The organism is Sporosarcina saromensis (assembly GCF_033253735.1).
GTDB classification, from domain to species: domain Bacteria; phylum Bacillota; class Bacilli; order Bacillales_A; family Planococcaceae; genus Sporosarcina; species Sporosarcina saromensis.
The window spans coordinates 29,047-55,570 of record NZ_JAUBDI010000023.1 but is presented as its reverse complement, the minus strand read 5'-3'; the positions used below and the strand labels follow the sequence as shown (position 1 = coordinate 55,570).

27 protein-coding genes are annotated in these 26,524 nt (G+C 41.4%); 18 read left to right on the top strand and 9 right to left on the bottom strand.

All coding sequences use genetic code 11. The features are described from left to right. Together QT711_RS17000 and QT711_RS16995 are read left to right on the top strand one after the other, a co-directional pair. On the top strand, positions 1-246 hold a 246-nt coding region (locus QT711_RS17000; protein ID WP_317946248.1), incomplete at its 5' end, for a glyoxalase superfamily protein. A 50-nt stretch (positions 247-296) separates the two neighbouring features. After that, the gene (locus QT711_RS16995; RefSeq protein WP_317946246.1) at positions 297-695 is read left to right on the top strand and encodes a YbgA family protein; all 399 of its coding nucleotides are present in this window, start codon (positions 297-299) and stop codon (positions 693-695) included. 13 nt (positions 696-708) lie between these two features. Here the strand turns inward: QT711_RS16995 and QT711_RS16990 are convergent, their stop codons facing one another. Both QT711_RS16990 and guaD read right to left on the bottom strand, forming a co-directional pair. Continuing rightward, positions 709-1,263, bottom strand: coding sequence for an MEDS domain-containing protein (locus QT711_RS16990; protein ID WP_317946244.1), 555 nt, complete (start codon positions 1,261-1,263; stop codon positions 709-711). Between the two features lie 64 nt (positions 1,264-1,327). Beyond that, entirely contained in the window at positions 1,328-2,695 is a 1,368-nt protein-coding gene (guaD, locus tag QT711_RS16985; RefSeq protein WP_317946243.1) for a guanine deaminase, read from the bottom strand. A gap of 237 nt (positions 2,696-2,932) precedes the next feature. On the opposite strand from guaD, the gene QT711_RS16980 reads away from it, so the two are divergent. The 4 genes from QT711_RS16980 to yfmH all read left to right on the top strand — a co-directional run bounded on the left by QT711_RS16980 (position 2,933) and on the right by yfmH (position 7,614). Further along, positions 2,933-3,070: a hypothetical protein gene (locus QT711_RS16980; RefSeq protein WP_317946242.1), complete on the top strand. Its 138-nt coding sequence runs from the start codon at positions 2,933-2,935 to the stop codon at positions 3,068-3,070. Positions 3,071-3,378: 308 nt separating this feature from the next. After that, a complete protein-coding gene (locus tag QT711_RS16975) occupies positions 3,379-4,782 on the top strand; it encodes a serine hydrolase domain-containing protein (protein WP_317946240.1) in 1,404 nt (467 codons plus the stop codon). 247 nt (positions 4,783-5,029) lie between these two features. Next, positions 5,030-6,325, top strand: a complete 1,296-nt coding sequence (gene yfmF, locus QT711_RS16970; RefSeq protein WP_317946239.1) for an EF-P 5-aminopentanol modification-associated protein YfmF — start codon at positions 5,030-5,032, stop codon at positions 6,323-6,325. After that, positions 6,325-7,614: an EF-P 5-aminopentanol modification-associated protein YfmH gene (yfmH, locus tag QT711_RS16965; RefSeq protein WP_317946237.1), complete on the top strand. Its 1,290-nt coding sequence runs from the start codon at positions 6,325-6,327 to the stop codon at positions 7,612-7,614. The genes yfmF and yfmH overlap by 1 nt, the downstream gene beginning before the upstream one ends. 27 nt (positions 7,615-7,641) lie before the next feature. On the opposite strand, the gene brnQ is transcribed toward yfmH, so the two are convergent. Further along, complete coding sequence (gene brnQ, locus QT711_RS16960; protein ID WP_317946235.1) at positions 7,642-8,961, bottom strand: branched-chain amino acid transport system II carrier protein; 1,320 nt, start codon at positions 8,959-8,961, stop codon at positions 7,642-7,644. Between the two features lie 309 nt (positions 8,962-9,270). On the opposite strand from brnQ, the gene QT711_RS16955 reads away from it, so the two are divergent. The 3 genes from QT711_RS16955 (at position 9,271) to QT711_RS16945 (ending at position 11,790) form a co-directional block, all read left to right on the top strand. Continuing rightward, positions 9,271-9,390, top strand: coding sequence for a YjcZ family sporulation protein (locus tag QT711_RS16955; protein ID WP_317946233.1), 120 nt, complete (start codon positions 9,271-9,273; stop codon positions 9,388-9,390). 198 nt (positions 9,391-9,588) lie between these two features. Next, the gene (locus QT711_RS16950) at positions 9,589-9,954 is read left to right on the top strand and encodes a hypothetical protein (protein ID WP_317946231.1); all 366 of its coding nucleotides are present in this window, start codon (positions 9,589-9,591) and stop codon (positions 9,952-9,954) included. 123 nt (positions 9,955-10,077) lie between these two features. Beyond that, positions 10,078-11,790: a sulfate adenylyltransferase gene (locus QT711_RS16945; RefSeq protein ID WP_317946229.1), complete on the top strand. Its 1,713-nt coding sequence runs from the start codon at positions 10,078-10,080 to the stop codon at positions 11,788-11,790. 87 nt (positions 11,791-11,877) lie between these two features. On the opposite strand, the gene QT711_RS16940 is transcribed toward QT711_RS16945, so the two are convergent. After that, positions 11,878-13,068: an NHL repeat-containing protein gene (locus QT711_RS16940; protein ID WP_317946227.1), complete on the bottom strand. Its 1,191-nt coding sequence runs from the start codon at positions 13,066-13,068 to the stop codon at positions 11,878-11,880. After that, positions 13,055-13,582, bottom strand: coding sequence for an RNA polymerase sigma factor (locus QT711_RS16935; protein ID WP_317946225.1), 528 nt, complete (start codon positions 13,580-13,582; stop codon positions 13,055-13,057). The genes QT711_RS16940 and QT711_RS16935 overlap by 14 nt, the downstream gene beginning before the upstream one ends. Positions 13,583-14,034: 452 nt before the next feature. Between QT711_RS16935 and QT711_RS16930 the strand changes: the two genes are divergently transcribed. The 5 genes from QT711_RS16930 to QT711_RS16910 all read left to right on the top strand — a co-directional run bounded on the left by QT711_RS16930 (position 14,035) and on the right by QT711_RS16910 (position 19,012). Continuing rightward, complete coding sequence (locus tag QT711_RS16930) at positions 14,035-14,856, top strand: DUF2935 domain-containing protein (protein ID WP_317946223.1); 822 nt, start codon at positions 14,035-14,037, stop codon at positions 14,854-14,856. A gap of 99 nt (positions 14,857-14,955) precedes the next feature. Further along, positions 14,956-15,468, top strand: coding sequence for a hypothetical protein (locus QT711_RS16925; protein WP_317946221.1), 513 nt, complete (start codon positions 14,956-14,958; stop codon positions 15,466-15,468). Positions 15,469-15,563: 95 nt separating this feature from the next. After that, positions 15,564-17,120 carry an ABC-F family ATP-binding cassette domain-containing protein gene (locus QT711_RS16920; RefSeq protein WP_317946219.1) on the top strand — a complete coding sequence of 519 codons (1,557 nt, stop codon included), beginning with the start codon at positions 15,564-15,566 and terminating at the stop codon, positions 17,118-17,120. A 117-nt stretch (positions 17,121-17,237) separates the two neighbouring features. Next, positions 17,238-17,672 (top strand): DUF6526 family protein, encoded by a 435-nt coding sequence (locus QT711_RS16915; RefSeq protein WP_317946218.1) that lies wholly within the window; start codon positions 17,238-17,240, stop codon positions 17,670-17,672. Between the two features lie 35 nt (positions 17,673-17,707). Then, positions 17,708-19,012 carry an MFS transporter gene (locus QT711_RS16910; protein WP_398296302.1) on the top strand — a complete coding sequence of 435 codons (1,305 nt, stop codon included), beginning with the start codon at positions 17,708-17,710 and terminating at the stop codon, positions 19,010-19,012. 254 nt (positions 19,013-19,266) lie between these two features. Here QT711_RS16910 and QT711_RS16905 read toward each other — a convergent pair whose 3' ends face one another. Further along, a complete protein-coding gene (locus tag QT711_RS16905; RefSeq protein ID WP_317946214.1) occupies positions 19,267-20,085 on the bottom strand; it encodes a phytoene/squalene synthase family protein in 819 nt (272 codons plus the stop codon). 867 nt (positions 20,086-20,952) lie between these two features. Here QT711_RS16905 and QT711_RS16900 point away from each other — a divergent pair. The 3 genes from QT711_RS16900 (at position 20,953) to QT711_RS16890 (ending at position 22,539) form a co-directional block, all read left to right on the top strand. Beyond that, a complete protein-coding gene (locus tag QT711_RS16900; protein WP_317946212.1) occupies positions 20,953-21,108 on the top strand; it encodes a hypothetical protein in 156 nt (51 codons plus the stop codon). Positions 21,109-21,320: 212 nt separating this feature from the next. Beyond that, positions 21,321-21,842, top strand: coding sequence for a methylated-DNA--[protein]-cysteine S-methyltransferase (locus QT711_RS16895; protein ID WP_317946210.1), 522 nt, complete (start codon positions 21,321-21,323; stop codon positions 21,840-21,842). A gap of 139 nt (positions 21,843-21,981) precedes the next feature. After that, on the top strand, positions 21,982-22,539 hold the full coding sequence (locus QT711_RS16890) for an NADPH-dependent FMN reductase (protein WP_317946208.1): 558 nt from the start codon (positions 21,982-21,984) through the stop codon (positions 22,537-22,539). Between the two features lie 34 nt (positions 22,540-22,573). Here the strand turns inward: QT711_RS16890 and QT711_RS16885 are convergent, their stop codons facing one another. Further along, positions 22,574-22,924: a winged helix-turn-helix transcriptional regulator gene (locus QT711_RS16885; protein ID WP_317946206.1), complete on the bottom strand. Its 351-nt coding sequence runs from the start codon at positions 22,922-22,924 to the stop codon at positions 22,574-22,576. 180 nt (positions 22,925-23,104) lie between these two features. Here QT711_RS16885 and QT711_RS16880 point away from each other — a divergent pair, with 180 nt between their 5' ends. Continuing rightward, on the top strand, positions 23,105-24,292 hold the full coding sequence (locus QT711_RS16880) for a M20 metallopeptidase family protein (protein ID WP_317946204.1): 1,188 nt from the start codon (positions 23,105-23,107) through the stop codon (positions 24,290-24,292). A gap of 317 nt (positions 24,293-24,609) precedes the next feature. Here QT711_RS16880 and opp4C read toward each other — a convergent pair whose 3' ends face one another. Both opp4C and QT711_RS16870 read right to left on the bottom strand, forming a co-directional pair. Then, on the bottom strand, positions 24,610-25,512 hold the full coding sequence (opp4C, locus tag QT711_RS16875; protein ID WP_317946202.1) for an oligopeptide ABC transporter permease: 903 nt from the start codon (positions 25,510-25,512) through the stop codon (positions 24,610-24,612). A 14-nt stretch (positions 25,513-25,526) separates the two neighbouring features. After that, positions 25,527-26,492, bottom strand: coding sequence for an ABC transporter permease (locus tag QT711_RS16870; protein ID WP_317946200.1), 966 nt, complete (start codon positions 26,490-26,492; stop codon positions 25,527-25,529). Positions 26,493-26,524: the final 32 nt, after the last annotated feature.

Here is a 26,524-nt window from a genome sequence, read left to right as displayed (position 1 = left end):
TATTTGCAAGTGTCTCTAGGACAAGACGTTATCCTCCATTTGTCAGAGCATCATGGGGACGCGTCTCCAGGTGCTGCAATTAGAATCAGGGTAGATGATGTGAGTAGCTACCATGCCAGTTTAGCGAAAAAGAAATACGTTTTTGCAAATCCAAGCTTAGAAGTTGTACCATGGGGGACTCCAGAAAAAAAGGAACTGACGGTCATTGATCCATTTAGTAATCGACTTGTGTTTTATTCTGCATGATTTGAATCGAGTTGGGAAGATGAGGATGTCATGTGTCTAAGGAGGATCACGTGAACAATCGTAAGGAAATCGATAAGTTATGGAGTCGAGAAAAATACAAAGTGATGTTTTACAGCCAAAAGCATTACAATGAGATTCGTTCTGTCCTTAAAAGTGGGGTAGATGTCGAGCGAGTGAAAACACTCATAGATGAAGCTTTTACGCTACGCCCTTCTATCGGTTCAGTGTTGAATGCCTATCAGCACATGTGGGGCTATTTTAAAAAGTACGCGTCTGCTCAAGAAAGACAAACATATGTATTAAAGGCAAATGCATTCAGTACAGGTGAAGTGGAAGCGAGAGAACTGCTGATGCTTATTCGAGAGCTCGCTTTGAAATATGAAGTAGATTATTTGCTACAAAGTACAATTTTGCAATTAAATGAAACGGAAAACGGGCCTCTACCATAAGGCCCGTTTTTGTTTATTGATATTGTACAGATTGCACAAGTTCATTTTCCACTAATACATATGGATGCGTTTCAAGTAGAATTTGCAGAAGGTGATCGGGCATTTTATCTGAAGCATATGCACAAATCAACGGAAAAGCGTAGTCGTTTACCGCTCCATCCACAATCTTCTCGAAATCCTTGATAAGATAGTGTGGCTCCGTCATAGTTGCCCACTCAACATGAGCCCATGAGCGAAACTTTACACCGTTCGTGACGTAAGGTTCGACCGTCTTCGTAAAGTATTCTGCAATGGCTGGGGGATGGTAGCTCCCGCTCGAACGGTAAAAATGCAAGCTGTTAATGAGATGGACAAACTCCAATTGTTCTGCAGAAAATCGTTTGCGTAATTCGTTCATGATGCTTAGTGAAAGACGTTCGTTTTCTACAAGTAATACATATTCTTCTTGAACAATTCCCTCTTCAATAAAGCTTAGCACTTGTTTCAAATAACTTGACATAGTTCGATAAGAATAAAGAACGTGGACCTTTCGATGTTCGATGAATAATTCATTCATGTCTTGAGTCATCTGTTAAATCCCCCTTTGCATTATTCGTACGCTTGAAAGGCAAGTCTAAATGCTATATCCGTTGTTAAGAGCGATTATGCACTTTTTCACCTTGTACCCATACTTGACGGATGTTTTCTGGACGTGTCAAATAAATGATTTTCTCAAACGTATCCATTAAACTACCTTCATCTCCGTAAATCGGTAAGTGTGCAGTGGCAATTGTCGTATCAATCATTTGTGCATCCCATGCATATCCTTCTTCAATTCGACCAATTGGAAGACTTAAACTTTCTCCACCTCCTGCTGTTACAAGATAGAATGCTTCATTTATCGTAATCCGGGAATTTGGTACACCGCGCTGATCTGCTGGAAGACTTGTGTCTACGCCGTCTTCCAACATTCTTGAAGAGATGACGGCTTGTCTCGTATTGTCGTACAAGCTAGGAGAGAAGCCCCCGGAAATGTCCGAACCTAAGCCGATTTCCACGCCCATCGCCATGAAACGGGCAATCGGTATGACGCTATTGGCAAAATAAGCGTTTGAAACGGGACAGTGAGCAATTGCGCTGCCTGTTTCCGCAAATAATTGTGCATCTTCATCATTCAAGAAATTCGAATGAGCCATGACCGATTTCTCTTGCAATAAACCGAAGTCATGTAGCGCTTGAGCATCGTTTTTACTGAACCGTTCTTGTACATAACCATGCGCCCAATCGCTTTCACTACAATGTGATTGAATATGTGTATCATATTTAGCAGCCAATTCACCGAGTCCTTGTAACGCTTCATCTGTACAACTAGGGATAAAGCGAGGCGTGACAACAGGATAGACGCCTTGTTTTGTCTTCTTCGCTAATTCTTTTACGGCAACAATAAATTCCTCTGTTTCCGCAAGTGCAGTCGACGTGTCTACATCTCTGTAAAATTCAGGAGTTTGTTCAGGGTCATCCATGACGACTTTCCCGACTAATCCACGTTGCCCTTTCTCGGCACATAATTCGGCCAAGATGATACTCGCTTCTTTATGGATAGTCGCAAAGTATAAAGCTGTTGTTGTGCCGTTTGCTAGTAGTGTATCGACGACATCACTATAGACCGTCTTTGCGAACGTTGGATCAGCAAATTTCGCTTCGGTTGGGAAAGTGTACGTGTTTAGCCAATCATTTAAAGGGATATCGAGTGCAGTTCCTGCTTGAATCCATTGCGGGGCATGTACATGCAAGTCGACGAAGCCGGGAAGAATGTATGTGCCTTTCTCGAAACGGTGGAAAGCGTCTGTGTTTTTGTATTCCTGTAGGATTTCGTTATAAGCGTCGTCTTCTGGATGAACGATTTTCGCAATCATGCCCGCTTCATCAATGCAGAAGAGGCAGTCTTGTAAAACGGCCACTTCTTTAGGGGAAGCACTTGTAAATGCTGTGCCTTGAAAAACTTTTGTAAATGAATTCATCGTATGTTCTCCTCTATGGAATATTGTTATCATTGTTAGAAATCGATTTAATTTCTACAAATAAGTATGTACGGATCCTTGTATTAATAGTAACAATAAATGGACGACGGGTAAATCTTACACGGTAAAAAAATCAGTTGAACAACAAAAGGAGGTGGTGGCAGTGAAGAAGGAATGGACGATAGCGGGGATTGTTGATAAATTGAGAAATTCTTGTAATTTACTACCAATAAATGGTTGAGTGGTGATAAATCCTTGTCAAGCGGTGATAAACTACCGATAAGCGGTGATAACTTCCACTTAAGCGGTGATAAATCTCCGACAACAGGTGATAACTTTGAAGTGAGCGGTGATAAAGGATTGAATCAGTCATAAGCGACACCTATCTTGGTGGCAAACACCTCGCATTAGGGGGGATCTCTTATAGTTCCAAAGTTGAGTCTTCAGGAAACGTTAAAAGCTATCATAAAGATTGATAGGTAGGGGGGACGGTCTCAAAGGCGCTAAAAGTTATAAGGGAGAGAATATTCTAAACCCTCGTCTTGCTTTCTCTAAGTAGCTACCTCTTCGACAAAAATTGCAGTGTCGGAAGGGAAAAGCCTCGTTTTTGACGAATATAGCTAGAGAACTGGGCGTTGGGTTGGCGGAAAGGAAAATTTTCGACTTGCAAAGGGGATGGGTACATGAGTGAGACAATAGCAGTGAAAGCTTTTGAGCAATATGCAGCTGATTTTATGGAACAACAGATGATTCCAGGCGCAATGGTCGGCATCTCTGAAAATGGAAATAGGGTGTATGAGAAGGTTTTTGGTTATCGACAAGTGGCACAACAGCTGCCCATTGACGGGGATACGGTGTTTGGCATTGCATCGATGACAAAGTCCTTTACATGTGTGGGGATTATGAAACTACAAGAGGCAGGAAAGTTGTCCGTCAGTGATCCAATCGTACAGTATTTGCCGGAGTTACGGACAAATGCGCATGTCGAGAACATTACGATTCATCATTTGATGACCCATACGGCTGGGTATCCGCCGTTAGCGACGCATGTCTATGCACGGAAAAATAGTATTGAACAAGATCCTTCTGCGAAAGATTATGGATTGGATTTATTGAACAACCCTGGTCCGCATATTGAAACGTATGATGAGATGCTCGCATTTATGGCGAACGAGGACGTGGCTTGGTTAGGGGCACCGGGCGAGTATTACAGTTACTCCAATGACTCCTATGGTTTGCTTGGTGTCATTATTAGTCGAGTGAGCGGGGAGCCTTACGAGTCGTTTATGGAAGCGAATGTCTTAAAACCCGCAAGGTTGACGAGAAGCTTCTTTGAAATGGATGTCTTGGAACAGTTTGAAAATGTTACGACGTTATATATGAAAGCGAAAGATGGAACGCAAGTGTATGAAGCACCGCTTTGGTGGGATGCCCCATCCATGCGTGCAGTCGGCTATTTGAAGTCAACTGTGAATGATATCGTCCGTTATTTGGAACTTTATTGGAATGAAGGGGTCATTGAGGGGACGAGGATTTTATCCAAAGAAAGTGTCGAGCAGATGATGACGCCTCATATTGAGTATGAACCAGGGAAATGTTATGGTTATGGCTTGCGCATCATTCCGGACTACTTTGGCTCCAAGCTAATCAGCCACGGAGGCGGGCTAAAAGGGGTTTCATCCTTTATGTGTGCCATCCCTGAAAAGAAACTTGCGGGTGTCATTTTGACGAATGTAGCGGATGTCTCAGCAGGGGACGTACTCATGGCGGCAATGAATGTTGTGGAAGGACGACCATATGACGCTTCTGCTGGAACCTATGAAATCATGGAGGTAGACAGTACTGCTGTTGAACAGTTGCTTGGTGTCTATACGTCAAGTGAAGGAATGCATGTTACCGTAGAGCTCCAGGATGGTTTGTTTGGGATTGTTTCGAACGGTCAATTCAAGCAGCTTTGGTCGATTGGAGACAATCACTATGTGGACAATCAAGACAACGGGGATGTATTGCAGTTTATTGGAAATGAGAATGGAGCTATCGACCGGATTGTGTATGGTGGTCGACACATTCTAAAAAATAAATCATAATCCTTTTCAGCAACATTGGCTATATGCATTGGCCGATGTTGCTTATTTTTTGTCTCCTGAATGAACAAGGATTTGTACAAAATGAGTAGAAACGGGGTCTAGGTGTGCTGAAAATGTTGTATTGAAAATAGCGAGACAGTACACTGTGAGTAGATTCAGAATGTTGGAATGAGCACGCGATGGAGGGGTATGCACGAAACGCGCCACGATGAAGACGTGCGGAAAGTTCAAGAGGGAGGAATGCAACATGGAAGCAAACGGTAAGAACACGTTATTGATAAATGGCATGCATGTTCATATTATGCCGAGTAAAAAGTTTAAGACAAATACAGTAGAAGTGAAGTTTCAAACAAAAGTAGATCGGGAGACGATCACTCGATTAGCACTTCTGCCTACTGTGCTAAGAAGAGGATGTTCGGCTTACCCAACAAAAGCGGCTATCCAAGAACGTCTTGATGACTTGTATGGTGCGGCAATCGGTATTGGTGGATGGAAGTCCGGAACGAGTCATATTTTAAACTTCCAAATGGATATGGCGAATGAGAAATTCATTCCAAATGAAAATACATTAGCGGCAGATGTGTTCGCATTTTTAAATGAAATGATCTTCCATCCGAATGTACATAATGGAGCTTTTGATGAAGCTGTTGTAAAACAAGAAAAAGAAACGCTCCGTCGTCATTTGGAAGCGATGAAAGATAATAAGATGTCCTATGCTAATGTCCGTTTAATCGATGAGATGGCGAAAGGTGAAGTATACGCAATCCATGGACAAGGCTATGCTGAAGATTTACAAGCGATCAATGGACAGAATTTGTATGAAGCATACGAGCAGGTGGTAAATTCAGCAAGGGTTGACGTTTTCATCACAGGAGATTTCAATCCTACTGTAATGGAGGAGACAATTCGTACATCACTCGTTGGTTTATCGGAAAGAAATGCGGTAGAACTGCACGATGAAATGACGATATTTGAGGACTTTAAAAGTGTATCCGCTGTAAAGGAAGTCATTGAACACGAAGACATTCAACAAGCAAAACTACATATCGGCTACCGCACGCATACAAACCTTAGCAAAGCTGATTGTGTGCCAATGTTAGTCGGTTCGATGCTGTTAGGCGGCTATATGGGTTCTTTGTTGTTCATGAATGTGCGTGAAAAACATAGTTTAGCATATTATGTAAGTGCGAGTTTGGATGCGTTTAGTGATAAATTATTCATCTACAGTGGAATTGCTGGAGAGAATTATGAAAAGACGATGCAAATTGTTGATGAGCAAATCATTGCCTTACAAACTGGCGAATTTAGCGACAATGCATTGGAAGAGGCGAAGTCCTTGCTGATCAATGACTTGAAAGGTTCTCAAGATAGTGCAATCGGTCTGATTGATGACGTGTACAAGCAGATCTTAACAGGTACGTCGAAGTCTTCGATCGATTACATTGAAGAAGTAGCAGCAGTCGATAAGGCTGCCGTCATGCAAGCGGCAAGTAAATTGGAGAAAGATACGATCTTCTTCTTGACGAACAAGGAGGCAAACTGATGAAGGCCATTCAATTTGAGAATATAGATGAAACTGTTTACAAAGAGACGTTAGCCAATGGGTTAGAAGTGATCCTCATCCCAAAACCAGCGATGAACAATGTGTTTGCGACATTTACAACTGATTTTGGCGCTGCAGATCTCCATTTTGTGCCATTAGGTGAAAAGGATCCGATTGAAGCTCCTGACGGCGTTGCGCATTTCCTTGAACACAAGTTGTTCGACAAAGGGGAAGGACGGGACATCGTTGCAGAATTTAGCAGGCTTGGTGCGCAGTCGAATGCTTATACGAATGCAACAGAGACCGCTTATTATTTCTCAGCAACAGACCATGCGTATGACAACGTGAAGCTTTTAATCGATTTCGTACAAGATTCATTTTTTACTGATGAAACAGTGGAAAGTGAAAAAGGAATCATTGTTCAAGAGTCACAGATGTATGCCGACGAGCCCGCACAACGGATGTATTTCCTTATGTTAAAATCATTGTTTAGTCAGCACCCGGTGAAAAATGAAGTGCTTGGTTCCATCGAATCGGTTAATAGTATGACGAAAGAAGATTTGTATACGTCTTTCCGCACATTCTATCATCCCTCCAATATGAAACTATGCGTGACAGGGAACTTCGATTTGGAAAAGATGTTGGACGTGATTAAAACGGATCAAGAAAATCGTACATTCGCACAACCTGAACCAATTGTCCGTATTCATACGGAGGAGCCAGGGGAAGTTGCAAGCAAAGAAACGACAATTACCATGCCGATTGGAACACCGAAATGCAGCATCGGAATTAAAGAATATGAATCTGCAATCGCCCCAGAAGTCTTGTCCAAGCGAACGCGATTAACTGAAATGACACTCGAATACTTCTTCGGTTTGAGCGGAGAGTTTTACAAAGAATTGTATGATGCGGAACTGATTGATAGTACGTACAACTACTCTTATACACTTGATAAGGACTTCGGCTTTACAATGATTACGAGCAATACAGACAACCCTGAAGCATTTGCAAACAAGGTAAAAGCACAGCTAAATTCCTTACAAGCATACGAAGCAGATGAGGAACAGTTTGAACGATTGAAGAAACGGACAATTGGACGTACTTTGCGGAAGATGAATTCGATCGAAGCGAACGCAGAAGAATATGTATGGCATGCCAATAGAGGCATCGAATACTTCGACATCATCCCGACAATCCAATCATTAACGGTCAATGACTGGTCAACATTCCTTCAATCGTGGATCAAAGAAGAACGCATTGCAGTATGCAACATACTACCTGAAGGATAAAAAGACAGTGCCAGGCACCGACACAATTCAAAATTGTTCGGGTGCCTGGCACCTTTTTGCGTAAAAATAGCCAATAATGGCGGCGATGAACGAGGGAACTAACCAACCAATCCCTTCTTCATATAATGGTAAGTAATTTAGCACACTTGTAATGGGTCCAATTATAATGCCGAATGCCTTTAACATATCAAAAAATCCAATAACGCCTGCTGCGACGAGTGCAAATAGGTAGACTGCCCGATAACCTTTAAAGAGACGATGAAAAAAGCTAATCGTTATTAACACAATTGCCAAAGGGTAAATTCCAATAAGGATAGGCAAAGTGATCGCTATTAGTTGAGTGAGTCCAATATTTCCAATCCCAATACTGAATATGCAGATGACGAGCACAACTGCTTGATAGGAAAATCGTTTAAACGTATTGGAAAAGAAGGTGGCACATGCAGAAACGAGGCCGACAGACGTTGTAAGACATGCTAACAAAACCGCAATGCCAAGCAATAGTTGCCCCCATGTTCCCATAAGCTTGTAAGCCAGTGCAGTTAGTATGATTCCGCCATTTTCGGCATTTGGCGCAACTGTGCGGCTAGTCGTTCCGAGGTATGCAAGACCGACATAAACGAGACAAAGCCCGATGACAGCAATCATCCCTGATTTGATTGTAACTTTCGTAAGAATCTTCTGATCGGTAATGCCTTTTGCTTTAATGGCGTTAATGACGATGATGCCAAATACGAGTGCTGCGATTGCATCTAATGTCAAATACCCTTCAATAAAACCGCTCGTAAATGGATGCTGTGCGTAAGCTTCCTGTGGTTGGCCATTCTCTCCGGAAGGGTTAACGTATCCGACAATAACGATTGTCGCGACAATCAACAATAGAATCGGTGTTAACACATTGCCAAATCGATCCATAATTTTGTTAGGCTTTAACGCGAGCCAAGCAGTCACAGCGAAAAAAAGTAGTGTGAAAAGCAACAAGGCTAGTCCGTTGCTAGAAGTTGGCACAAATGGGGATGCTCCAATTTCAAATGCAACTGTTGCCGTACGCGGTACACCAAAAAACGGACCTATCGCTAAATAGACAAGTATCGTAAACACGATACCAAACACAGGATGGGCTTTTCCTGCTAAATCCCTCAACTGGTTGCCGCTCCTCGCTACAGCTACTACCCCAAGAAACGGAAGTCCGACACCTGTAATGAGAAAACCCGCTATCGTTAACCAAGTATTCGTCCCAGCTTGTTGACCAACTAACGGAGGGAAAATCATATTACCAGCACCGAAAAACAATGCAAACATTAACAAACCGAGTTTAACGGTATCTCTCCGTGAGAAATCATTCATATAGGAACCTCCAATATTTCTAAACAATTCGTGTGCGAGTCTTACCTTTTCATAGTAACAAGAGCTCGGAACGTTGTGAGTATGCGAAACTGTAAGAATTAACAGGCAGTATGCACTCTATCAACTATAACATGTTCTGTCCACCACTGTGGAGTAAGAGGGTAGATCAGGAAGGCTTTCTAATCATTATAGTTTGCTACAACCTATGAAGAGATTGTCTACTCACGCTCTTCTCTAGGGATTTGTCATGTGTGAAGCTGCGAATGGAACATAGAATAGCATCATAAAGTTCAATGGAGGTGTTAAGTGATGTCAGGAAATGTGGGGGGCAAATGTGGCCACTACGGTAACGGATTTACGTTAATCGTAGTATTATTCATTTTATTAATTATCGTTGGCGCATCTTATTTAGGTGACGGCTACTGTTAATGTTTATTAAAGTCCTGGATTAGGGGATAGCTTTAGTGATGACCACATGCAAACAAGGAAGGTCCTTGTTGTATGTGGTTTTTTATTGGTTTGATAAGCAGACTTCTTATGAACTGACTTTACATATACTGCAGACCTTTATTTACTGCTGAAATATTGTTAGAATTATTATGAAAATACTAAAGGGGTGAAGTTATTGTGGGAGCTGAACAGGAACAATTGACTGAGGTAACGGACGAGAGAACGTATATTGAAACACCAATCAAAACAATTTTTACAAAGTTTGCAAGAAATAGAGATGTGTCGCTTGCTTATGGCGAGCCCATTGAAATGGGTTTAAAGAAAGTCTTACCGGTTGCCAAAGTGAAATATGCAGTCGGAGGAGGCGGAGATGGATCTGGAGGAGAAGGAGGGGGTGGAGCGATTTCGATTGATCCAATTGGTGTCTTTGAAATAACGCCAGATGATGTCCGGTATAAATCGACGAAGCGTCCGACTATAATTCTCTTAAGTACCATTGTAGCAATGGGCTTTTTCTATTTGTTGAAAAGAAATAACAGCTAGTAAGATACGTGTTTTTATGTTTTATTTCTGAAAATTATACTTTTTTATCTTAGTTATCTATGATAAGATTCAGAATAGAAGTGCTTTTTGAAGCATGCTATTTTATACGGAAGGGGAATGGGAATGTTAAATGTCACGGAGAACAGATTTGCGAATTATCCGCAACAACCGCATGGGGGGAAATTGGTAGACAAGGTTGTAACGGGTACAGAACGCGATGAAGAAATGGTGCGGGCTAAGCAGTTACCAACAATTATGGTGGACATGGAGGCGGTCATTACACTTGAGATGATTGCGACTGGGGTATTGTCACCAAATGAAGGGTTTATGAATGAAGAGGATTATAAGTCCGTGTTGGAAAAAGGCCGTTTGGCGAACGGGACAGTTTGGCCAGTGCCGTTAAGTTTTGCACCAACAGGATCTAGAAACAGTGAAATCATTGCAACACTTTCAGTTGGGGATGAAGTGACACTTGCAAATGAAAACAACGAACCTGTCGCGATTTTGTCAATTAGCGATATTTTTGAATACGATAAAGCATACCGCGCATCACATCTATTCGGAACGACAGATCGCAATCATCCTGGGGTAGATGCGATTTATAGAAGAATGGGGAACACGGCTTTAGGGGGGCCGATTCGGTTATTGCAACGTGTCGATTGGGGACCTTTTGAGAAATTGAGGCTAGAACCGAAAGATACGTGGCATGAGTTTTACGAAGAAAAGAAGTTCCGTTCGGCTGCTGGATTCATTACGGGGGCTAATCCATTGCATCGTGGCCATGAATATATTCATAAAAATGCCTTGGAAGAAATTGATGGTTTGCTCTTACAGCCATTAGTCGAAATGGCAAAGCGGGAGTATACGCGACATGAATTTCGGATGTTGTCCTACCGCAGTGTTTTGGAAACATATTATCCAAAGGGAAGGTCAATCCTTGCACCATTGCGCGTAACGTATATTTTTGCAGGACCGCGGGAAACGGTGCTCCATGCATTGATCATGAAAAACTATGGGTGTACACATGCGCTAATTGGTCGTGATCATGCGGGCATTGGGGATTATTACGATAAATATGCGAGCCATAGCATTTTTGATCAGTTCAAGCCGGAAGAACTCGGTATTGATATTCGATTGTTCCATGAAGTGTTTTATTGTACAAGGTGTGATGCACAGGCAACTGAACAGTCCTGTCCTCATGATGCAAAATACCGCATTAACATTTCGGGGACAGGTATTCGTGAGATGTTGCGTCATGGAATTATGCCCCCGAAAGAGATTGTCCGCCCTGAATCGGCACGAATTGCAATGCAAGGTGTGCAACCAAAGGGGCTGGATGAAAGTGAAGTTGCCATTTCGCCAGTAGGTAAAACGATAAAAAGCATGTTCCCGTTCTATTTAGAAAGGACAAGACTCGGTGGTCCGAAACGACTAGAACCGCTAACGGTCGAAGAACTGACGAATCGTGATTTGGAAGCGGTTAATCTCGATGTACGAGCGAATGCAAATCGGATTTATCAAGACATTTTTAACGAGTATACAAGTGTAGGGGACACAAACCGCAACTTGCAACCTGAATGGGTCATGGATGCACGTGAATCGCTACACAACCAACAACAAATGGTCGTCCAGGACTTGAAAGAGAAAGTACAGCAAGCGCCGACAGTTGCATCGGACGAATTCATGTACCAAGACAAGGAAGAAGCTGAAAAGGAATTGAACGTCGCGACGAAAATCATTGAAGACATTCCAAAAGTGTTACGTCCTCATGATTTTGACTATCGTACTTGGAACGTCCTACCTTATAAACGCTACCGAGGCAGCGACGAAGAGTAAGGGATTGGTGTGCCGGGGGACTCGGTGCAGGAGATATATATGAAAAAAGCCGTCATTAAACTTTATTCAGTTTAATGGCGGCGTTTGTCATTCATTCAAAAAAGCATCAATTCGGTCCTGCAACTTTTTCTCGAATTGCTTCCCAGGAATTAATTCATAAATAACTACAGAATTAGCCCCTGCGGATAAATAATAAATCTTTTTATCTTCCATTCGCAGTGTATGAGATGAATAGTAAGCCGCTTGCTCATGAGGCTCTCTCACTGCACCTAATACTGTCCCATCCTTATTAATAACATACACATGAAATTCTGCCATGATTTTATGTGTATCGGCCACTTCTGTTTTTTCAAAGATAAGTTGATTAGATCGAATATCGAGCATCTTGATGCCGCCAGTAGTGTGATCGAAGGATACAGTTATTTTTTTCACACTACCGTCTTCTTGTATAGAGATTTCTTCTGTTTCCATGTTTTTATGGAGTACATCGACGATGATATCATCTTGTTCAAATGAATGAGGGAATTTTATAGTTTCTCTAGTCATGAGATTCTCCATAAGCGGTCTTGCATCCTGTACAATTATCTCTTTTTGCTCATTTACGAACAATGAAGTGGGATTTAGCATATCCGTTAAAATTGGATATTGTTCTTTTAGCTCACCATCTTTATTGTACATAATGACTTTTCTATTTGTTGAATCAAGTACATAAACATTGTTATCATCATCCACAAAAATATCTCTATACCATTCGGTTTTTTCCGTATCATTTAATTGGATGGTATAGAGGTAACCATTCACTTGTGTAACCACTATCTTACGTGCCGCGTTGTCTAATACATAAAACACGTTATCTTTAACAAAGAAACTCTCGGTTGTACGATCGCTGCCCCCTGGTCTTTTTTCTGGCATCCCAATTTCAGACCTTGCTTCTCCATACGGAATCTCCAATAGAATCCTTGCCTCTTCTTGGTCAGCAATGGGTATCTCGTCTTCGGAAAGATTCTCTTTAGATTTTGTTTTGTCCATTGTTTCAGTGTTATCGAAGACAAGGGGATTCTCACTTGAAGGTTGATTGAAAAAAAGGAAAGTCACTGCAAGAAAAGTTATCAGCGTAAAGGAAGTGATTGTAATCGGGACAAGAGCAAACCTTTTTTTACGCGTCGGTTGAATGAGTCGCCTTTGTAGTTGAGCGACGAACTCTTTGTTTGGATCCTTATCCGGTCGATTGCGAAGACTTTCTAGAAATTCCATGTCTTTTTCACTAGGATCGATCATAGCTCTCCCACCCCTCTTTGAGACGTATATCCTTTTTCAATTCTAGAAGTGCTCGGTGGAAACTCACTCGCACCTTTCCTTCACTGCATTGTAATACTTCTGCCGTTTCTTTTATACTCAATTCGTTCAATCCACGTAAAATGATGACACTACGGAAATGAGGTTTAAGTTTTATAAGCGCTCGTTGAAGGTCTTCCCAGTTTTCTTTGCCAATTACACTACGGCTATTCATATCAGCTTCATAAGATTTATTCGATAAAGCTTTTGTAAACACTCTTCTTAGGTGTTGCTTTCGTATCCAATCAACTGCTGTAAATCGTGTTATGGATAGAATCCATGTTTTCACCTTTTGAGAATCCTTCAATTGATGTAGATTCTTCATTACCTTCAAAAATGTTTCTTGCGTAATATCTTCTGCATCTTGTTGGTTATTTGTAAAATACAAAGCAAAATGATACACATCTTTATGGAACTGGTTAAACAGTTCAGAGATATGTACTGATTTCTCATTCAAGAAGTCTGGCCTCCTTTCAGAAGTATCAATAAGTCGATTGAAAACATAGTTTGTTACAAGAATTCAAGAGATTTGTATGGGGAAATTCGCACAGAACTTTCAAGTGAAGATGCGTACCAAAATGTTAAAAAAAGTTAGCAACCCGACTTTTTAAGCATACTTTTCTAATAATTATACCAGGCGGCTTGGTTAACTAATTTATAGGTTGCCCATTTCATAACAAGTTTTCTTCTACGAACCCATTGGCTTACGCTCCAACGCACGCTTTCCGCGGGGCACAGGTGAGCCGATCGAACAAACAAGTGATATACTGCAGGAATGGTAAGGATTGAAGCTAGCATCAAACACTACACTATAAAATATTAAAGATAACATCCAAATAAGAGATTTGTTTAGGTGTCTTTATACATATAGGCTGTTAATCGGACATATGCTGAAATGGTGAATGAATAATGAGGAGTGAGATAGCCATTTCAGCTTTCGTGATGCGTTCATTAGAGGAAATTCGTTTTTGGTCAAGAATAATGAAAGAGCATGCTTTCTTTTTGAGTCTCGGATTTACTGCTGATCAGACACAGCTTATTCAAGAGGCAAAACACTTCATTGCGGTTTTTGAACGAATTGAGGAGCAGATTGCTGATTATAATGAAAAAACAGATCCAGCAGTGATTAGAGAACTTAATCGCCAAGTGTATCAGGCCGCGGCGTCAATATGGGCATACAAACGAAAAGTGTTAGGTTTACAATTGCGATGTGAAATTGTAACGAACAACTTACCCTTACTTGTTGATCATACGAGTCGTGAAGCTGCATACTTTGCTAAGCGATTAAAGGAACTAAATGAAGGAAAGTTAAGACCTTTACCTGAGGCAATTATAAAAGAAAATGTTTTTTTCCTAAAAATCATGGCAGATCACTCGAAATTTATTGGGCACTTAATGGACCCATCAGAAAGAAAACTTGTTGACCAAGCGAGAGAATTTAGTCATGATTTTGATCAATTGCTATTTCAAGCACAAGATCTTGATCATATGCGACCGCAATCAGAAACGGTTCCTTTGCTAGACCAATTCCTTGATCAAAATCGCGTTTCGGTCGTTTCTTTAAGGGACTTTAAAAAGACAGCAAGAGATTTGATTGAAGCCTGTAGGATTAAAAGTAATATTCCAGCCCTCCTAGCTGATCATGTTTACCGAGAAGCGGATCATTTTTTGGAAATCATCGATGCATTTGACGAGCACCTAATGGCTGTTAAGCATGAAGAGTATAAATAAAACGTAAAAAACGGCTACTGGATAGTCGTTTTTTTATGTTGTTTCTGTTATTTTCGATACAGTAGGTGCAAGGCAGCAGAGAATTATGGAGGTGGTAACGTGTATGATCCGACGGTTTTTGATAATTTGAAAGTGGCGATTGAAAATCGAGTGTATGATTTGGATAATTTGGATCGGAAAATAAGGATTGTTAACCGAAAAGATCAGATGGATTTTGCCGTGTTGGCAAGACATTTTGCAATTCAATTTAGTCTCGTGCAGGAGTCGGAGTTGATGGCAGAAGTTGTATTGGAGGCTTCATTAGCTGAATTGGCCACTGAAATCTTGGAAACACCGGGTGGAAATCCGGGTTGTGTACTCAAGGTGCGCTTTTTAAAAACGATTGAACAGGTGGATCGACAGTGCCGAGCGATTGAAGAGACGATTCAAGCGATTTGGGAAGAGGATGTCCTGCTACATCAAACGCTAAGTTTTTCATATAAGGATGAGGCAACGACTTATGCAAATCAAATAGAATTGACGTTCAAAACGAAAATTACTGAAGAACATATGAATGCACTAGATGATTTTCTCGATCATGTATTAGGTACAATGCAAGTGCTATTGGATTAATAAAAGTATTTTCTATGATGATTGGGCTTAACACTATATAATATAGAAAAAACATGTATAGGTTTGACCTGTACTGAAGGTAAAGGTGTACCACTATGGGTTTATTAACAGTGAAAAATTTAAGTCACGGTTTTGGTGATCGTGCAATATTTGACGATGTGTCTTTTCGGTTGTTACAAGGCGAACACATTGGGTTAATTGGTGCGAACGGGGAAGGGAAGTCCACGTTCATGAATATCATTACACGGAAACTAGAGCCAGATGCCGGGACTGTTACTTGGGCAAAACGTGTGCGTGTCGGCTATTTGGACCAGCATGTCATGTTGAAGCAAGGATTGAGTATCCGTGATGTATTACGGACAGCATTCCAGTACTTGTACGATGTTGAAGCGGAAATGAACAACCTTTTTGCAAAAATGGCCGAAGTAGACGCGGACGAATTGGAAAAACTGCTTGAAGAAACAGGTCAAATGCAAGATGAGCTGACAAACAATGATTTTTATATTATCGATTCCAAAGTGGATGAAGTAGCGAACGGGCTAGGTCTAGATGAATTCGGTCTAAATCGTGACGTAAACGATTTAAGCGGTGGACAACGTACGAAAGTGTTGCTCGGTAAATTGTTACTAGAAAAGCCGGACATCCTTTTACTGGACGAGCCTACAAACTACTTGGATGTCGAGCATATCGAGTGGCTTCGTAATTATTTATTGAACTATGATAATGCGTTCATTCTGATCTCGCATGATATTCCGTTTTTAAATAGTGTCATTAACTTAATCTATCATATGGAAAATCAGCAAATTACACGTTATCCGGGTGATTATGACGAATTTTTACGTGTGCATGAGATGAAAAAGCAACAAGTGGAAGCGGCATTTAAAAAGCAACAAAAGGAAATCGCCAATTTAAAAGACTTTGTTGCGCGTAACAAGGCAAACGCTGCAACGAGTCGGATGGCGATGTCCCGTCAGAAGAAGCTTGATAAGATGGAGATTATTGAACTCGATGCGGAAAAGCCGAAACCACAATTCGATTTTAAGCAAGCGCGGACGCCAGGCAGATATTTATTCCAAACGAAAGGGCTTGTTATTGGCTACGATGAACCATTGTCCAAAGAATTGGATCTCACGATGGAACGCGGACAAAAGATTGCGTTATCTGGTGCGAATGGAATCGGAAAAACGACACTACTCAAAAGTATACTTGGCGAAATTCCATCACTGGCGGGTTCTGTCGAGCTCGGTGAGCACTTGGAAATCGGGTATTTTGAACAGGAAAGCAATGCGGACAATAACCATACATGTCTAGAGGAAGTGTGGGAGGAATTTCCGCATTACACGCAATATGAAGTACGTGCAGCGTTGGCTCGATGCGGGCTGACGACGAAACATATTGAGAGTAAAGTGAAGGTATTAAGTGGTGGAGAACGAGCGAAAGTCCGGTTATGTAAGTTAATGAACCGCGAAACAAACTTGCTCGTGTTGGACGAACCGACTAATCACCTTGACGTTGATGCGAAAACAGAATTAAAACGTGCACTAAAAGAATACAAAGGTAGTATTTTATTGATCTCACACGAACCGGATTTCTATGACGGAGTCGTCACCGACATTTGGAACGGTGAGCAGTGGACAACGAAAATGTTTTAATAATGGATCCCCTTCCTAAAACAATAAAGCTATTGTTTTAGGAAGGGATTTTTTTATTGTCGCTATTCTAGCCATCCTCTAGTATAATACCCGTATAGGTATATGGAGGTGAGGAAAATGAAGGAACAATCTTATGCGAAACATACGAAATACCAGCCTCTTCAACATTTTGTCTGGTTACCGCTAAGTGTGATGCTGTTGCTTGGGACGCTTACATACTTCATTTATAGCATGATGAAAAGTCGCTTTATGATCGAAAATTTGCTGTTGCTCGGGATTGTCGTTCTTGCGATCATTCCAGGCATGCTTGCTCGCATGTACGCAATTCGCTTACAAGACCGACTCATACGAACAGAAGAGCAATTGAGGTATTTCATGTTGACGAATAAGCGACTTGACTCGCGCATAACGATGCAACAACTCATTGCTCTTCGTTTTGCACAAGATGATCAGTTTGTAGAATTGGCGGAAAGAACAATTGCAGAAAACCTTTCACCTGCAACGATAAAAAGGGAAGTACAAACTTGGCGCGCCGACCATTTTCGTGTGTAAGTGTGCTATATTCAACATAAAGGGGGGGAATGGCGTTGAGAAAAAGAAGTTCAGTTGACCTATCCTATTATGTGAACTCTGCAGAAGCACAACGCAAGCTGTATAAGCAATCATTGTTTGTAGTTGTAATGTCGCAAATATTTGGCGGCGCAGGACTCGCAGCAGGGATTACGGTAGGGGCTCTCATTGCGAAAGACATGCTCGGATCTGCAGGTTTTGCGGGTGTTCCGTCTGCATTGTTCACGTTAGGTTCTGCTCTAGCCGCATTACTCGTCGGCCGCATATCTCAACGGTTTGGTAGAAGATACGGATTGTCACTCGGGTTTATTGCCGGAGGAGTTGGTGCAATCGGTGTCATTGTTGCCACGACAATGAATAGCATTGTGTTATTATTTCTTTCATTATTTATCTATGGAGCAGGTACAGCGACCAATCTACAAGCACGTTACGCAGGTACTGATTTGGCTAGTGAGAAACAACGCGCGACAGCAATCAGCATCGCCATGGTTTCCACTACTCTTGGTGCGGTAGCTGGTCCAAACTTAGTAACGCCACTTGGTGAGTTTGCACAAATTTTTGGGATTCCTCCATTAGCGGGACCGTTCATGCTTGCTGCAACAGCCTATTTGTTAGCAGGCTTAACATTCTTGCTTTATTTACGACCTGATCCTTTTTTAGTTGCTAAAGCAATCGCCGCAGAGCAAGAGAAACAGGCAGCACGTGTCGCGAATGAAGGGCTCAAAGCAATGCAAAACAACGTAAATCGACTCGGCGTTGTTGTAGGGGCTATCATTCTCGTTCTATCACATATGATTATGGTAGCGATTATGACAATGACGCCTATCCATATGCAGGATCATGGAAGTGGATTATCGGCAGTTGGTATGATCATTGGCATGCACATTGCAGCAATGTATTTGCCGTCACTAGGGACTGGAATGCTTGTCGATAAAGTCGGCCGAACATTCATGGCCGTTGCTTCAGCGATTACGTTATCCATTGCAGGACTTACAGCAGCATATGCCCCAGGCGATTCGTTTGTTTGGTTAGCCATTGCCCTCATTTTGCTTGGGTTAGGATGGAACTTTGGTTTGATTAGTGGAACTGCCATCATCATCGACTCAACTAATCTAAAAACACGCGCCAAGACACAAGGCTCCGTCGATGTATACGTTGCTTTAGGCGGTTCAGCGGGAAGTGTATTATCGGGTATCGTTGTCGCCTACTCCAGCTACGCAATGTTAGGATTAATCGGTATGTATCTATCAATATTACTTATTCCGCTCGTGTTATGGGCACGCTATAAGAGCCAGGTCCGGAAAAAGGTACTTGCTTCGTAAAGCATACAGTCTTAGTGAAGTTTGCAGTTTTCAACACTTGGTTTGGCAATGAATTGAATTGCTAATTCAATTATAAGAAAGAGATAAGGAAAGCTGGATTGATGGTGTTCAATTCAGCTTTCCTCTATTTTGTCGACCTAACTAATAACCTCCAAGACTTCCTCATCAACTGAAAAACGCGTAAAAACAAGTTCAACAGCGAACTCGTTTCACGCGATTTCAACAAGCATATACAATTCAGTTTAATCCCATACTCAATCTTCAAGAATTGCAGCAACCGTAGATTCAACTTCTGTCCGGTTCATCTTTTCCCGACCGCTCTGTAATGCGGTTAACGTGCTCTTTGCAAGCGCTAACGGAATCTTACAGAACACTAAAATATTCTTCGTGTTAATCGACTTAATATATTCGTCAGCTTTAGCCAAATTTGTCTCTGCGTAAGCAAACATATCATCTCGCGTCCATCCGTCAGGGATAAAACGCACACCTCGATCCGCATCTTCCTCCTGATTGCGCAACATATTGACGGCTTGTAGACCGCGCCCGTAGCCAATTGCCAACTCACGATCCGTTTTTGTTCCGTCAAACGCTTCCCATATGTCAGAAAGCATAACACCGACTAGACCTGCAACATAATATGTATAGTCGTCCAAGTCCTCTTTTGTTTTAATGTCAAATCCTTTACCGACCCACTGCGCCATGCCATCTGCCATAATTCGTGTAGACTCTTTCACTTTTTCAAGCACTTCTGCTGGACAGACTGTTAACCAATCACCGAGTCGTACTGTTACTTCAGGCAAGAGGGAACGGTAGGGTTGTAACAGTTTTTGGTAAGCTTCTTCGTTAAAAGGTCCCTCTAGCAGTTTACTCGTCGATTCAAGCAAATGTTGTTTCGCGTCAGGGTGCAGTTCCTCATGATCTTCAATTTCATCAATTGCTCGCATACAAAGATAGGCTGATCCGACGGACTTCCGTAACGTAGGATTCAATAATTTTATGGGAATGTAAAAGGTACGACTCGTTAATTTCAAAACATGCATGGCTTCTTTTTGTAATTTAGCTTCGTTCGTCAATGGAGATCCTCCTTCACTTTCTCGAAGTGCAAGTAATAAAGTACAGAACCGAGTGTTATTAGTATAATCATACACTAAACACAGAATGACGTGCCATTTTTTCGTTACAGAACAATGAAAATGCCGTTTTGTTCGCTAAACTCAAATTTGAGTGGTGGCAACTCAAGCAACGATTGATGGTAAAGTACATTTACTCATCCATCGCTAGATCCTCTAGTCTAAAAGTGTTTGCCTATGACATACAATTTGAATAACATTATATGTTGAGTTGATTTAGAAAAATAGTGAAAAAACCATTGACATGTACGATATGGTAATGGTATCCTCTAGAAGATAGATATTCTAATTGAGGAAGAGGAGGTACGGAACATGTTGAACTTCATTACAAGCAAACAAAACATCATAGATAATCCGTGCCGCAAAGCATCCTCTTTATAATATAAAGACTGCATAGAATGGCATGGTATGCCGTTCTTTTATATGAGCACACGCTTATGCAAAAGGCGTGTGCTTTTTTGTGTCTTTATTTTAATGAATATTTGATGTTCTCACGCAAATTGCGTGTAACATAAATACGATTTGAAAGGAGCGTTCAATTATGATTGAACAACAAAGGAAGATTTTGACGAAGGAGTCTCTAGAAGGCGGATAGGTGAAGGAGTTCCCTAACAATGTACGAAAAATTAATGATAAGGAGGAAGCGAAAAATGATTTTTACAATTTTGCAAGCAGTAGAGAACAGGACCACAAAAACTAATAACCAGTGGGAATCGATAACAATGATGAGGTTTGAGAGACATGCACGACAGGTGGTATTCAGGCTGTAATCACGTTCTTTGATTTCTCACAATTGAGGAGAAATTGAATATGCATACAATAGATAGAGAAGTCATTCATAGACATATTGAAGAGATGAAAACTGAAATCGAACAATATCGTTTAGAAAAACGTTCAGTTGAAAAGAAAAAGAAGGAACGAAGAAAAGTTCCTTTCTGGACACTATTTTTTAGTTTTATGAATTGAATAAAGAGCTAGAACACAACTAGCGGCAATGTTGGAAAAAGTGAAATTGAGCATGCTCAATTCACTTTTTTCTGTTTTACGCTATTCAATGTCCAAAGCAAACCAGCCAACGCCCTAATCGGAAGTCTATTTCCTTAAGCAATCACTTCCGCTAGCGAACCGTTTATGAGAATATAGAAAGACAAGGAAGTAGACAGAAAGAGGTGTACTGGATGGGGCAAACTACATTGTATTGGACGCTTTTACAACATAAGCAATGGGCGTTATATATGGCTGCCACCGATCAAGGACTTTGTTACATCGGTTCTCAAGGGGCTACGTTTGATGAATTGGCCAATTGGTCAAAACGACATTTTGAGGGCGTGAAGTGGGTTGAGGATGAAGCTGCATGTCATACGAGTGAAGTGATGGAGTATTTAGATGGTCAAAGAACAACGTTTGACCTACCGATTGACTTAAAAGGAACTTCATTTCAACAGCAAGTTTGGAAAGTTGTACAAGATGTACCGTTTGGAGAGATTGTTTCGTACTCCGACATTGCACAGCGATTAGGTCGACCGTCTGCTGTTCGAGCTGTCGGGAGAGCAATTGGAGCAAATCCTGTCCTTTTCATCGTACCTTGTCATCGAATTCTCGCGAAGAACGGAAGTTTAACAGGGTTTCGTGGCGGTTTACCAATGAAAGAGCAGTTACTTCGTCTAGAAGGAATTGTACAATACTCTTCTTACATGTGATAGTATCTTTTTGTATACTATGGCACTTTAAAGTGCGTACTTCAAAATCTAATCGACATACTCCATAATAAGAGTATACCTCTAGAGGAAGCGGAGATGCTAAGGAGAGGTACACTTAAAATTAGAGGAGAGTGTCATCATGACAATTACAGTTAAAGCAATTATCGGGAGCACAAGCTCGACATCATACAACTTGAAGTTAGTTGAATACTTACGTAAGAAATACGCGGGGGAAATGGATATCATTCCGGTTTTCATTAACGATGTGGAAATGTTTTCAGTGGATCGTGAACAAAATCCTCCATCAAATGTTAAGCAATTCATGGAGAACGTGAGAGACGCAGACGCATTATTATTTGCCGTACCTGAATACAACTTCTCTATTCCAGGTGCATTAAAAAATGCAGTAGATTGGCTTTCTCGCAGTAATTTTGCGATTAAAGACAAACCGACATTCATCATTGGTTCTTCAATGGGGGTATTAGGCAGTGTCCGCGCACAAATCCATTTGCGTGAAATTCTTTCTAATCCAATGCTTTCTCCAAATATTTTACCGAATAATGAAGTATATATTGGATCGGTTCACGAGAAAATGAACGCAGAAGGTGAATTGACAGACCAACCGACGATTGATTTCCTTGATCTTGTCGTTAACAATTTCTTGGCTTTTTATAATAAAACAACTGTTTCTGCATAATGCTATGAAACAAAAGGAAAGGCTACCTCATCGATTAAGAGGTAGCCTTTTGTTGGCTTTTCGCTAATTGTTCTTTTCGAAGTGCATGGGCAGTACCCCATTCATTCATTGTCAACAATACGGACTGTAAGCTTTTTCCGTATTCGGAAATGGAATATTCCACTTTAGGTGGTACTTGTGGATAGACGACACGTTCAATGATATCTTCCTCTTCCAGTTCCCTCAGTTGCTTCGTTAACATTTTTTGTGTAATGCCAGGCATTAATCGCTTCAGTTCACTAAAACGTAAAGTGCCTTCAGAAAACAAATGTAGAAGAATAACCGGTTTCCACTTTCCAACGAGGATGCCTAATGCTTCTTCCACTTTGCACTGTTCTGCAGACATCGTATCCCCTCCTATGTTGTAGTATCTTTTTAATCTGTACTCCTATTATAATGCGCTATATACATTTTTGCTATGGATGGAAATGGGTGAAACCGCGATTGGAGCGGATTTTTCCATCTTGAAAAATAACTGTACCAAATTAGACGATGTGTGGGACAATGTGAAAAAGGAGGCATTCAGATGATCAATTTATTAAACGCAAGATACGATGAATTATATGATGAGTTGGTTCAAATCCGCAGACATTTCCACATGCATCCGGAGTTGTCAAATGAGGAAGTGGAGACACCTAAAAAAGTGGCAGAGTTTTTACGGAACCTCGGTATGGAAGTTCGAACAGAAGTAGGTGGAAGGGGCGTCGTCGGAATCCTAAAAGGTGCAAAACCGGGAAAGACTGTAGCGCTAAGGGCAGACTTTGACGCATTGCCGATTCAAGATGAAAAAAACGTCAGCTATAAATCAACAGTACCTGGGGTCATGCATGCGTGCGGACACGATTTACATACAGCAGCGTTACTAGGAGTTGCAAAAGTGTTGTCGGAGGTAAGAGAACAACTACGAGGAACAATTGTTTTCCTACACCAATTCGCAGAAGAAACGACACCTGGTGGCGCTCAATTTATGATTGAAGATGGGTGTCTTGACGGAGTGGATGTGATTTACGGAGCGCATGTCATGTCCACAATCCCGGTTGGTAAAGTAGAAGTAATGGAAGGCTATGCTTCATCAGCACAAGATGATTTTACAATTGAGATTTTTGGTAAAGGAGGACATGGCTCTTCGCCACATGAAACAATTGATCCATTAGTAACGGGCAGTCAATTAGTCGTTAACCTTCAGCAAATTGTCAGTCGAAGGGTGAATCCTCAAAGGGCGGCAGCTGTTACAGTCGGTTCATTCCAAAGTGGACATGCAAACAATGTCATTCCTGATCGAGCGGTAATAAAAGGGACAGTTCGGACGTATGACGAGCGAGTGCGTGAAATGATTGAAGAGGCAATGAAACTTATTACGAAAACAACTTGTGAAGCTGCTGGTGCCACGTATTCCATTCACTATGAAAAAGATTGCCCTTCCATTTGGAACGATCCATCTGAAACGAAGCGTGTCGCACAAGTAGCTAAGGAATTGTTTGGTGAAGACCATGTCAGCTATGGAGAACCGATGATGGGGAGCGAAGATTTTGCTTACTACCAAAAGGTTGTAAAAGGAAGTTATTTTTTAGTTGGCGGACGGAACGCAGAGCTACACGCAACCTATCCTCACCACCATCCAATGTTTGACGTGGATGAGCGGTCAATGGCGTATATCGGAAAAGTATTCATCGGAACGGTTCTAAATTTTATGAATGACGACCTCAATGGTTGAACGATAGATTCGTGTAAATTGCGTTTTTATCCAACGTGCGGTTTTGTTTGAAGAGCATTCAGAACATATTTTGTGATTCTAAAGTCCTGAAATGTTCATTAGAATTGTGAAAGTGATTGATAGAACTCTCGAAGTGATGAATAAAAGAAACAGAATCATGAGGCTTGGAACACATCAAGTGGACATCGAATAGTATTCTTTCTCCTATATAACTAGACACATTCCAAAAAAACACAAAAAACCGCATGGATCAAGTTAGATCACTTAATCCATGCGGCTTTTTCTGTTCGATCTTTCAACCATGAAGACGAATTCGTTTACCGTCGATCGCTCTTCGGGTCGAATGCATCCCTTAATCCATCCCCGATAAAGTTAATGCTAAGAACGGTAAGAAGAATGGCTAGACCTGGAGGAATCCAAGCTTCAGGATGATAACGTAAAATTCGTAAGCCTTGTGCTTCTGAGATCATATTCCCCCATGTTGGTGTTGGTTGAGGGATTCCCATTCCGATAAAGCTTAAACCGGATTCGACGATAATCATGGCTGCCATTAACAAGGTGGCGTTTACGATGATTGGGCCGATTGCGTTTGGTAAGAAGTGACGGAAGATAATCCTAAAATCACTTGCACCAATCGCCCTCGCTCCAAGAACAAATTCCTGTTCACGTAACGAGAGGAATGTTCCTCGAATGATTCTGGATAACGTCGGCCAACTTGTAACGGCGATAATGACAACAAACAGGCCAATCGTCACTTTCTTTAGAAGGGCTATGATTGTCAAAGCCAAAACAAGAAACGGTAGTGCAAGAAACAAATCGGTAATCCGCATGATAATATTATCGATTTTGCCTCCATAGTAACCACTTAATGTACCAAAAATCATGCCAAGTAATACGGTGAACACCATTGTGCTAATGCCGATTGTCAGTGACACCCGTGCGCCGTACAATAATCTAGCGAAATTATCTCGCCCAGAGCTATCTGTCCCGAGAATATGTTCTTTACTTGGCTTTTGCTCCACCTTTAGCAAATTATGCTCTTTCGGATCATGGTCGGTTAACAGCGGCGCGAAAACAGCAGATCCAATAATAATGGTTAACACAATCATCCCGGCAATCGCCAATTTATTTTTCAAAAATCGTTGTAAGGATAATTGGAATGGACTTCGATGTTTTCGTGTATTTCCAATCGAGACATCCTGTTCATTTACTGATTGCATATTCTCTCACCACCTTAGTCATAGCGAATCCTCGGATCTACGATGCTATAAAAGATATCTGCTAACAAATTCCCGACTAATATGGCAACACCAAGCAACAATGTAATTGCCATGACGACAGGATAGTCCCGGTTAATGACAGAGCCAATGAAAAGCGTGCCAATGCCAGGGAAGTTGAAAACTTGTTCCGTTATAATGGCGCCACCAAGCAACGGACCTAGTTCCATACCAAGTAATGTAATGACCGGAATGAGTGCATTGCGAAGTGTGTGCTTATACAAAACGTTATTAGGCGACATCCCTTTCGCTTTTGCTGTCCGGATAAAATCGCTACCAAGAACGTCCATCACTTCAGAACGCATATAACGCATATAGCTCGCTGTACTTGCTAACCCAAGTGTCAATCCGGGTAAAATCATATGATGGATGCGGTCTTTGAATTCAGCAAATCCTGTTAACTTATTGGAAGAGAGTGTTCCTTGAGCAGGAAACCATCCGAGTTTAATCGAAAATAAATAAATGACGACGAGACCGAAAAAGAAGTTCGGTACAGCAAGACCAAAAAATCCAAACGTCGTCGATCCATAATCCAACAAGGAGTATGGATGGCGTGCAGAGTAAATCCCTATTGGAATTGCAACGAGTAGAGTGATGAACAGTGCGAAAAGCCCTAAGTAAACGGTATTTAAAAAGCGTTCCTGTATGAGGCTTTCCACAGAACGTCCTTTATACGCGATTGACTCACCAAAACTACCTTGCAAGATTTTACCCGCCCACATCGCATATTGTACGGGTATAGGTTTGTCCAAACCAAGCTCAGCACGTTGTTTTTCATATACTTCCATACCGACTTCAGGGTCTAAAATCTTACCAGAGAAAGGATCCCCAGGAGCAGCTTTTGCCAAGCCGAAAACGATGATGGACAATGCAAGTAACATCGGGATGAATTGTAAGAAACGTCTAATGATATATTGATACATTCGATTTCCCCCTAGGAAGGAAGAGAGTATAC

Bases quoted from the DNA above. Each gene is read 5' to 3' on its own strand.
- QT711_RS16990 (WP_317946244.1), bottom strand. From the start codon at position 1,263: ATGACTCAAGACATGAATGAATTATTCATCGAACATCGAAAGGTCCAC.
- guaD (WP_317946243.1), bottom strand. From the start codon at position 2,695: ATGAATTCATTTACAAAAGTTTTTCAAGGCACAGCATTTACAAGTGCT.
- QT711_RS16975 (WP_317946240.1), top strand. From the start codon at position 3,379: ATGAGTGAGACAATAGCAGTGAAAGCTTTTGAGCAATATGCAGCTGAT.
- yfmF (WP_317946239.1), top strand. From the start codon at position 5,030: ATGGAAGCAAACGGTAAGAACACGTTATTGATAAATGGCATGCATGTT.
- yfmH (WP_317946237.1), top strand. From the start codon at position 6,325: ATGAAGGCCATTCAATTTGAGAATATAGATGAAACTGTTTACAAAGAG.
- brnQ (WP_317946235.1), bottom strand. From the start codon at position 8,961: ATGAATGATTTCTCACGGAGAGATACCGTTAAACTCGGTTTGTTAATG.
- QT711_RS16955 (WP_317946233.1), top strand. From the start codon at position 9,271: ATGTCAGGAAATGTGGGGGGCAAATGTGGCCACTACGGTAACGGATTT.
- QT711_RS16945 (WP_317946229.1), top strand. From the start codon at position 10,078: ATGTTAAATGTCACGGAGAACAGATTTGCGAATTATCCGCAACAACCG.
- QT711_RS16940 (WP_317946227.1), bottom strand. From the start codon at position 13,068: ATGATCGATCCTAGTGAAAAAGACATGGAATTTCTAGAAAGTCTTCGC.
- QT711_RS16930 (WP_317946223.1), top strand. From the start codon at position 14,035: ATGAGGAGTGAGATAGCCATTTCAGCTTTCGTGATGCGTTCATTAGAG.
- QT711_RS16920 (WP_317946219.1), top strand. From the start codon at position 15,564: ATGGGTTTATTAACAGTGAAAAATTTAAGTCACGGTTTTGGTGATCGT.
- QT711_RS16915 (WP_317946218.1), top strand. From the start codon at position 17,238: ATGAAGGAACAATCTTATGCGAAACATACGAAATACCAGCCTCTTCAA.
- QT711_RS16900 (WP_317946212.1), top strand. From the start codon at position 20,953: ATGCATACAATAGATAGAGAAGTCATTCATAGACATATTGAAGAGATG.
- QT711_RS16895 (WP_317946210.1), top strand. From the start codon at position 21,321: ATGGGGCAAACTACATTGTATTGGACGCTTTTACAACATAAGCAATGG.
- QT711_RS16890 (WP_317946208.1), top strand. From the start codon at position 21,982: ATGACAATTACAGTTAAAGCAATTATCGGGAGCACAAGCTCGACATCA.
- QT711_RS16885 (WP_317946206.1), bottom strand. From the start codon at position 22,924: ATGTCTGCAGAACAGTGCAAAGTGGAAGAAGCATTAGGCATCCTCGTT.
- QT711_RS16880 (WP_317946204.1), top strand. From the start codon at position 23,105: ATGATCAATTTATTAAACGCAAGATACGATGAATTATATGATGAGTTG.
- opp4C (WP_317946202.1), bottom strand. From the start codon at position 25,512: ATGCAATCAGTAAATGAACAGGATGTCTCGATTGGAAATACACGAAAA.
- QT711_RS16870 (WP_317946200.1), bottom strand. From the start codon at position 26,492: ATGTATCAATATATCATTAGACGTTTCTTACAATTCATCCCGATGTTA.